The sequence below is a fragment of the Olsenella profusa genome, from assembly GCF_016900315.1.
Lineage (GTDB): Bacteria > Actinomycetota > Coriobacteriia > Coriobacteriales > Atopobiaceae > Thermophilibacter > Thermophilibacter profusus_A.
Window position 1 is genome coordinate 1 of the sequence record NZ_JACSNQ010000043.1, and the last position, 462, is coordinate 462.

Sequence of the window (462 nt, forward strand, 5' to 3'; positions counted from 1 at the left end):
GTGTAATCTTTGTACCTGAACAATCCAAACTCTCCAATTCTGAATTACTGCTGACATCTAGTTCATCGATTTCTGTCTCCCATGCAGATAATATTTTTAAACTTTTGTTGCTTTTGAGGTTTAAATCTTTAATGCCTGTAACATTTAAATTCAAAATTTCCAATTCTTCAAGCCCCATTATATTTAATGTGATAAGATTTTGATTAACCGCACAGTTGATCAATGTGAGTCTCTTATTGCTCGTTAAATCAAGACTTTCTATGCTTGTTTCCCAGCAATACAATGTCTCAAGATATGTGAAATACTCGATTCCTTTTACACTTTTTATCTGTGTATTTCCAGTAATAACTATTCTTGTTGCTACTTCAAGTTCGGCTACAGACAGCACATCATTATTATCTGTATCAAATGTCCTTCTAACATATTCTCTGAATGCTGAATCTGGGAAGTTTTTTACATTAA

The 462-nt window shown here is 32.5% G+C and carries 1 protein-coding gene; it reads right to left on the bottom strand.

All coding sequences use genetic code 11. The annotated features are described in order from the left end of the window. Positions 1 to 462, bottom strand: a 462-nt coding sequence (locus tag H9X80_RS08940) for a hypothetical protein (protein ID WP_204793995.1), incomplete at both ends; no start/stop codon positions are given.